Source organism: Bdellovibrionota bacterium (genome assembly GCA_035292885.1).
Classification (GTDB): Bacteria; Bdellovibrionota_G; JALEGL01; order JALEGL01; family DATDPG01; genus DATDPG01.
This window is the reverse complement of record DATDPG010000187.1, coordinates 57,593-64,876: the sequence shown is the minus strand read 5'-3', so window position 1 is coordinate 64,876 and position 7,284 is coordinate 57,593. Positions and strand designations below refer to the sequence as shown.

Here is a 7,284-nt window from a genome sequence, read left to right as displayed (position 1 = left end):
CCGATAACAGCGTAAGGGGGGACCCGGATCAGAAAAACACAAAATGTCGCCCGGAAAAGGCTCTCCTATGCGGGGTCAGTCGTTAAACCTGTCCTGTTTTGGACAGCAGTGAAGTCATTTCTTGATTAATACCTGCAGATCAGCCTCGTCTTGCGGCCGGCCCGTTTTTTTCGAATCGATCAGATCCGAAAGGCCGAGGTAGGGGATGGGGATTCCCGATACCTTCCGGATTTTTTTCCTCCTTCGAGCCCTTTCGTAAGTTGTTTTCCCGGCCACAGTTAGAATATCGACGCGCGGGTCGTCGCCGACAATGGTGAAGGGTTTGTGGACGATCTCTTCTGCATCGATGTCTTTGGCGATCCCATAGGGAAGCTCTGACAAGGCATCTAAGAGACGCTTCATGTTTTCGAGGTTTTTCGGCACCAGAAGATCGATATCCTTTGTGGACCGCAGGGTTCCGTGAAGATTAGCGGCTACAGCGCCGGCGACCAAATAATCGACCTCATATCGATTGAGAAGCTTGCAGACGTAGAGGACGCGGTTATCGGTACCAGGGATTTTTTTGGGCATGTCTCCACCGCTCGTATTCGGCAAAGGAATCAAATGTCTTCCAAAAAGGGCGAAACGTATAAGGGGTAAGCTCCCGCGCTTCTCGAAAGAGCTTTTCCGATTCAAACAGTCTCTCGGCGACCGGGTCCCGGTTACGCTTTTTATTCCTCCTTTTCTTCATCGCCCGATTCTAACATGGGTCACCCTTGATATGTGGGCCTCTTTTAAAATGGTCTTATCGTCTCTCTCCGGCTCTCCCTTTGTAAAATCTAGGTAAAACCTGCTGATCACCATTTACGATCCGAGGGCTTCAATCCTCGGCCACTCCTTTCGTATCCTGAACATGAGCGAGAAATGGAAAAGGAGTGAGCGATGAACATCCAAACTCGGAAACTGACGGCCTGGATAGACGGAAGCTTCATCCGTTGGATTTTCGTTTCGAAGGCCCTTCATTTTGCAATCTTCGCCGTCCTCTTGATGCTTCCCGCGGCATCCCCGTTAACGGTTCGTCTTCTCTCATCGCCCTCTCCCCATTCAGATCTTTCTTCCAGACCCGTGCGGCCGCAAACATCCGAAGCGTTTGTCCGTTTTGCGATTTCAAAATTCGGAGTTGAAAGCGGTAATCCGGGTAAACGTGCACTGGGAAAAGAAGGCGAACGGCCGCGAGGTAACATCTACTCCCGGACTCCAAACCGGATGGACGAAAAGAGCGCCGGTTTACTTGGAATTCTTCGGGAGCGGACACTCGCTCGTAATCTTTTCGACCATCTTTTGGACCGTAAACCGTAAGGAGTTGGAAAAGGCGGACGCTACACTTTCCCGGGAACGTAGGTACGGTCTTCCGGACAGTCGTGAGCGCCTCGAGGGAAAGGCAATCCGCGGAGACGGCCCGGGAGGCGGAGCCACCACAGAATCGATCGGCGAAGGATTATTGGATCATGGAACCGGTCCGGGCGGATCCAAGCGCGGTTCATTGGGGTTCGGACCGTCGAAGAGTCGGGAGACGCAAATCACGGCTTCGCTCGAGCCAGACGAGACGTTTTTTATGGGCAATCTCCCCCGGGAAGCGATTCTGCGAGTGATCGACAACCACTTGCCGCGGATCCGTTACTGTTATGAACGGGCCCTTCAAATTGAACCCGGCCTTCGGGGAAAAATTGTCAGCAACTTCATCATCGGATCGGACGGTCGGGTCAGCCGATCGGTTATCCGGAAATCGACGCTTCGAAATCAGGACGTGGAAGAGTGCGTTCGTCAGACGATCGAAAGCCTGAGCTTTCCAACCCCGAGCGGCGGCGTAGTGGAAGTGATCTTTCCTTTCCTTTTTCGTGTCGCGGGATAAGTTTCGCAAAGGAGCTATCTATGAAATGCGGAAAGAATCTTAGTCGGTTGGTTCTCACAATGTGCCTCCTTTGGGTAGGCCATGTTTTGCCGGCCGGTGCGGAAACAGGAGACCACGCTACCGTCACGATTCCGATCGAGACCTACCATGAGTATTTAGATATGAAAAAGCGACCCGCGCTCACCATCATCGAAGAGGTCGCGGTTTCGGGCCGATTGGCGGATGGAAAACTCCGGCTTCAGATTCGTGGGCGGTCGTCCGGTACGCCGACAGCAATTGATTTCATTCAGCTCGCCGAATCGACTCGCCTGCGTCGGTGTGAAGGAAATGCGTTGATCAGCCGTGCTGAGAGCGGTTACACGCTTCTCCCCCAATCGGACCGTTTGGCCGGTTCGTGTGAATTGCTTCTGGGGCAGCAGGAATCGGTGTCGTTGCAGTTTGGCCGGTCGATCATGGATGTCCGGGCCACGATTACCGATGCCTCCGTGACCGAGCAGGTTTCCCAGCAGGGCGGCCTCCGATTGCTCTTGACCCGAAAGGCGCCAATGCAGGCTCGCCGTTCGCAGGACGGGAAGATCGCCGTAACGCCCCGATACAGGCTCACCGTGACGACAGACCAGATCCGATTTCACTATACGCTCGCTTTTGAGAATCCGAATCCCGAGACCAAGCGATTTCCGGTGAAACTCCTCAACCACGAAGTCGTCAGCCGAATCGAGACCAATTTGGCGAACGAGCTGAACGATAAGGAAGCAGTGTTTGAACTCCGGCCCGGATCCTCCCAGGTCACACTGACGGGGCAGCTACCCCAGAATCGTTTCGTACCGTTGTTCGACAACGAAGAGCAGTACCTTCTTCTGGAATTCCATCCGCTTGTCGCACTCAAACTTTCGAAGGAGCCGCCACGCATCAGCGTAGAGCAAACGGGAATGAGTCCTTCGTACCAGGCTTCGATGGGATTCTTGATCGGAAAAGGGAAAGAGGTGGTATGGGAATCGAAAGTTCGGGAAGTCTTTGCTTCCGACAGTTACACCGGCCAAGCTTCATCTTATTTGATTCATTTGCCTGAACAGGGAGAGGCCGTGATCGACGCGCATTGGACGCTTCAAAATCAAGGGAAACCGAGTCTCCAATTCCGTCTCCCCGGCAAGGCGTTTTTCGCTTCCACCGACGGAACTCCCCAGGTCCTCGCCAAGACGGAGAAGAACGAGCTCTTTCTCCCGCTCAGGACCGGCACAACCGATCTTCGAATTCAATATGAGCCGTCGGCGCGCGTGCCGCGGTTCTTCGGAATCCTTCGCGAAAAACTGGTCAAACCTGAGACGGCGCTTCCCGAAGCCAATGTGGAGATTCGCTTGGGGGACCGTCACCAAATTTTGGCGGCAAACCTACTCGGAGAGGTTCAGGTGCCGTGGTTCAGCGCACCTCTGATGTTGTGGGCGATCGTCGTTGCGTTACTCTGGTATGCGGCGCTGCGGAATCTCGGCGTGCGGGAATTGTGGCCAAGGTCGGTCTCTTCGGCCGGGCTCTTCTTTCTCGGTCTGGCTTTCGGTCCCATCCTCGTTTGGGTTCTCGTCTTGGTGGCGGTTGCGTATGCCGTGCGCTATCGCCGAGCTATTTGGGAGTGCATCCTGCAGCAGTTCACCCGCCCATGGAGGGCGGTGGTATTCGCTGTCATGGCATTCGGTTCGATTGCAGTGGGTGGCATCCTTCTCGTGGGACTTAGCACGACAGATGTGAAGAAGAACGACAGGGCATTCCGATCAGAGCCGTCGCGAATCATGGCCGAAGGGATGGATTATCGGCCGAGCGCAAGGTTCGCCACGAAAGGCAAGAGCGTTTCAGGCGGCGCCGGCCCTGTTGCGACGGCGGACCTAGACCAGGAGGCGGTCGTGATGGAGGAAAAGATCGCGAAGGAGGAGACCTATTTAGGCCTTCCGGTGCCTCGGATCATCCCGTTCGAGGAGCAAAGCCTCTGGTTGCGTGAGACGTCGATTCCGAAGGACGGCGTACTGCCGTTCCGCTTGCTGATCGTAAGCCGGAGTTTTGTGCTGCTTTGGTGGCTGCTCGTGACGGCGGGAATCCTTTTGCCGATGGTCATGTTTCGAACACGGCTCCGAGAGAGCATCGTGCACACGGGACGCGCTTGATCTCAGATCAGAGCCACGGATAAAGACCGCGGAAATTCATCGCCATAAGGGAATTGATTCGTGAGGCGATCGAGTGCGCTGTTTCTCCTTCTGACGGCCGCGACTCTTTGGAGCACGGCGGGTATTCTCATCAAATCGGTCGATTGGTCGCCGCTCGCGATCGCCGGTGCCCGGAGCGCCATCGCCGCTTGCGTAATCGCAGTTTTTTGCCGGCCGCTCCGATTTACGCGCTCCCGATCGGAACTTCTGGGCGCGGTGGCTTACGCTTCCACTGTGGTGCTCTTCGTGATCGCGAACAAACTTACGACGGCGGCCAATGCGATCTTGCTGCAATATACAGCGCCGATCTACGTGGCCTTGTTCGCTCCGTGGTTTCTCGGGGAGAAGGCGACGAAGTTGGATTGGATTACGATCTTCGTCGCGTTGGGGGGAATGGGTCTCTTCTTCGTGGAAGATCTATCGATCGGCAACGTGTGGGGGAACATCCTGGCCATCGTCAGCGGTTTCAGTTTTGGATGGCTCGCGCTACTTCTCCGGATACAAAAGCACGCTTCTCCGATTCAATCCATTTTCTGGGGAAACTGTCTCGCAGGCGTGATCGCCATCCCGGCTTATTTCGACGCGGGCCCCTCTCATAAAGGCTCGGCCATCTTGGTTACGATGGGGGTTTTTCAGCTCGCGTTGCCGTACATTTTATACGCGAAAGCCATCAAAGAAGTGACGGCCATGGAAGCGATGCTGATCCCCCTTATCGAACCGGTCCTCAATCCAATCTGGGTTCTGATCTTTTTGGGAGAACGGCCGCCTCCGTGGTGTCTGGTTGGGGGGACGATTATTTTGGGATCTATTCTCGCAAGGGCTCTCTTTCTGCGGAGAGCCTCCTTGACAACCGTCCATCCGTGACTAAAGTACGCCTCGCCTGCTAGCAGGTGGACGCTGTGTCTGCCAATTACCAGGTATAGGCAATTAATATTATTAGACTTTTTCTAACGGATGCCGATTTACGAGTACGAATGCCTCTCCAAAGGGCATCGGTTTGAAGAGCTTCAAAAAGTTAAGGCTCGACCGTTACAGAAATGCCCAGTGTGCGGAGGGAAAGTGCGAAAGCTAATTTCTTCTACGGCATTCCACCTGAAAGGGGGCGGTTGGTATAAAGACGGCTACGCCAGTGCAAAACCTGGCAAAGCGTCTGAGTCCGGCTCGTCGACTTCTGGAACATCCGAAAGTAAGTCTGATTCAAAAACCAAAGACACCTCAAAAAAGGAGGCTACATGACCATTAAACCGTTACATGACCGTGTTCTGATCAAGCGGATCACGGAGGAAGAAAAGACAAAGGGCGGAATTATTATTCCCGACACGGCGAAAGAAAAGCCGATGGAAGGAAAAGTGGTAGCCGTAGGACAAGGAAAACGTCTCAAGGACGGCAAAATTCAGCCCATGGCCGTGAAGAAAGGGGACCGCGTCCTCTTTGCGAAGTACGCCGGGAACGAAATCAAAATCAACGGCGAAGAGCATCTGATCCTCGGTGAGGATGAGATTCTCGGGATCCTAGAGTAAACGGAGGCATATATGTCAGCGAAAATTCTTATGTTCGGCGAAGACGCCCGGAAGAAAGTGTTGAACGGCGTCAATGTTCTCGCCAATGCCGTGAAGGTCACACTCGGCCCTCGCGGACGCAACGTAGTGTTGGACAAGACATTCGGCAGCCCGATTATCACCAAGGACGGGGTCACCGTCGCGAAGGAGATCGAGCTCGAAGACAAATTCGAGAATATGGGCGCTCAAATGGTGAAGGAAGTCGCGTCGAAAACGTCGGATGCGGCCGGTGACGGCACGACCACGGCGACTGTTTTGGCCCAGGCCCTCTTTCGGGATGGCTCCAAGATGGTGGCTGCGGGCAGCAACCCGATGGATCTCAAGCGCGGCATCGACAAGGCCGTGGAAGCGGTCGTGAACGAACTGAAAAGGATCTCGAAACCCGTCGCGGGACGGAAAGAGATTGCGCAAATCGGCACGGTCTCGGCCAACGGCGACACGCTCATCGGCGACATTCTGTCGGAAGCGATGGACAAGGTCGGCAAAGAGGGCGTGATTACGGTGGAAGAGGCGAAGTCGATGGAAACCACACTCGACATCGTGGAAGGGATGCAGTTCGATCGCGGCTACCTCTCTCCATACTTCGTTACGGATGCGGAGCGGATGGAAGTGGTGCTCGAAGATCCTTACATCCTCATTCACGAGAAGAAGATCAGCTCGATGAAAGATCTTCTTCCGATCCTGGAAAAGATCGCGCAGAGCGGAAAGCCGATGCTCATCATCGCCGAAGAGGTTGAGGGTGAGGCTCTCGCGACGCTCGTCGTGAACAAACTGCGCGGCACATTAAAGTGCGCGTCGGTGAAGGCTCCGGGCTTCGGCGATCGCCGCAAGGCGATGCTCGAAGACATCGCGACGCTCACCGGCGGCCGCTGCATCTCCGAAGATCTCGGCGTAAAGCTCGAGAACCTCACGATGCAGGACCTGGGCCGGGCAAAGAGAATCACGATCGACAAGGAAAACACCACGATCGTGGATGGCGCGGGCAAACGAGCCGACATCGACGGACGCGTGAAGCAGATTAAGGCGCAGATCGAGGAAACGACCTCGGACTACGACCGAGAAAAGCTCCAAGAGCGTCTGGCGAAGCTGGTCGGAGGCGTGGCGGTCATCAACGTTGGCGCGGCGACCGAAACCGAGATGAAAGAGAAGAAAGCCCGGGTGGAGGACGCCCTGCACGCGACGAAAGCGGCCGTGGAAGAGGGAGTGGTTGCCGGAGGCGGCGTGGCCTATCTCCGCTGTCTCGGCGCGGTCGAAAGCCTCAAACTCAAGGGTGACGAGAAATACGGCGCGGACATCGTTCGCCGAGCTCTCGAAGAGCCTCTTCGACAGATTACGCAGAACGCGGGTGTCGACGGTTCCATCGCTCTGGAGAAGGTGAAGAACGGCAGCGGCGCGTTTGGGTTTAACGCCCAGACGGAGCAGTACGAGGACCTCATGAAGTCGGGCATTATCGATCCGACCAAAGTGGCCCGTACGGCCCTTCAGAACGCGGCGTCGGTCGCCTCTCTGCTCATCACCACCGAAGCTCTCGTGGCGGAAAAGCCCGAAGAGAAAAAGGCCCCGGGCATGCCCGCCGGCGGCGGAATGGGTGGAATGGGAGGGATGGACTACTAAGGAGAAGGGGACACCCTCTGCAGGGTGTCCC

8 protein-coding genes are annotated in these 7,284 nt (G+C 55.5%); 7 read left to right on the top strand and 1 reads right to left on the bottom strand.

Translation table 11 applies throughout. The features are described from left to right. Positions 1–114: 114 nt before the first annotated feature. Complete coding sequence (locus VI895_13640; protein ID HLG20842.1) at positions 115–570, bottom strand: hypothetical protein; 456 nt, start codon at positions 568–570, stop codon at positions 115–117. 351 nt (positions 571–921) lie between these two features. On the opposite strand from VI895_13640, the gene VI895_13635 reads away from it, so the two are divergent. The 7 genes from VI895_13635 to groL all read left to right on the top strand — a co-directional run bounded on the left by VI895_13635 (position 922) and on the right by groL (position 7,253). After that, the gene (locus VI895_13635; GenBank protein HLG20841.1) at positions 922–1,338 is read left to right on the top strand and encodes a hypothetical protein; all 417 of its coding nucleotides are present in this window, start codon (positions 922–924) and stop codon (positions 1,336–1,338) included. Positions 1,339–1,342: 4 nt separating this feature from the next. Beyond that, entirely contained in the window at positions 1,343–1,891 is a 549-nt protein-coding gene (locus tag VI895_13630) for an AgmX/PglI C-terminal domain-containing protein (GenBank protein ID HLG20840.1), read from the top strand. A 20-nt stretch (positions 1,892–1,911) separates the two neighbouring features. Continuing rightward, positions 1,912–4,041, top strand: coding sequence for a hypothetical protein (locus tag VI895_13625; GenBank protein ID HLG20839.1), 2,130 nt, complete (start codon positions 1,912–1,914; stop codon positions 4,039–4,041). A gap of 60 nt (positions 4,042–4,101) precedes the next feature. Further along, positions 4,102–4,944: a DMT family transporter gene (locus VI895_13620; GenBank protein ID HLG20838.1), complete on the top strand. Its 843-nt coding sequence runs from the start codon at positions 4,102–4,104 to the stop codon at positions 4,942–4,944. Positions 4,945–5,034: 90 nt separating this feature from the next. Continuing rightward, positions 5,035–5,316, top strand: a complete 282-nt coding sequence (locus tag VI895_13615) for a zinc ribbon domain-containing protein (GenBank protein HLG20837.1) — start codon at positions 5,035–5,037, stop codon at positions 5,314–5,316. Then, a complete protein-coding gene (gene groES, locus VI895_13610; protein HLG20836.1) occupies positions 5,313–5,600 on the top strand; it encodes a co-chaperone GroES in 288 nt (95 codons plus the stop codon). Before VI895_13615 ends, groES begins: the two co-directional genes overlap by 4 nt. A gap of 12 nt (positions 5,601–5,612) precedes the next feature. Then, positions 5,613–7,253: a chaperonin GroEL gene (groL, locus tag VI895_13605; protein ID HLG20835.1), complete on the top strand. Its 1,641-nt coding sequence runs from the start codon at positions 5,613–5,615 to the stop codon at positions 7,251–7,253. The last annotated feature ends 31 nt before the right edge of the window (positions 7,254–7,284 follow it).